The sequence below is a fragment of the Streptomyces thermovulgaris genome (genome assembly GCF_002155915.1).
Lineage (GTDB): Bacteria > Actinomycetota > Actinomycetes > Streptomycetales > Streptomycetaceae > Streptomyces > Streptomyces thermovulgaris.
Window position 1 is genome coordinate 1 of the sequence record NZ_MUME01000432.1, and the last position, 458, is coordinate 458.

A 458-nucleotide genomic window follows, 5' to 3' on the forward strand; every position below is an offset into this window, starting at 1 on the left:
CGAGAGGACCCCGGCCAGGCGGGCACCGGCCGGCGGACGCGTCAGATCTGGCCCCGGCGCGGCACGGTGAACCGGTAGCCCTCGTCCAGCAGCCGCGGAAGGTAGGTGCGCAGCGCGCGGACGGTCTGCGTACGGTCGCCTCCGGCGTCGTGGGAGAGCACCACGACCCCGGAGCCCGCCCCGCGCTCGACGCGCCGGACGATCGTGCTGGTGCCCGGGGTGGTCCAGTCCAGGCTGTCGACCGTCCAGGCCAGCGGTTCCATGCCCAGCTCGGCCTCCACCTGGAAGACCGTCCGGTTCCAGGCGCCGTAGGGGGCGCGGAACCACTGGGGCCGCTGCCCGTACGCCTTTTCGATGATGTCGCAGGTGCTCTCCAGCTCCACGCGGATCTGCCGCCGGGTACGCCGGGTGAGCAGCGGGTGGGTCCAGGTGTGGTTGCCGACGGTGTGTCCCTCGTC

1 protein-coding gene is annotated in these 458 nt (G+C 73.1%); it reads right to left on the bottom strand.

Annotation, left to right across the window (positions count from 1 at the left end):
• Positions 1-41 precede the first annotated feature (41 nt).
• Positions 42-458 (bottom strand): polysaccharide deacetylase family protein (locus CCN35_RS25930; protein WP_143631818.1); only part of this gene is annotated, 417 nt, incomplete at its 5' end.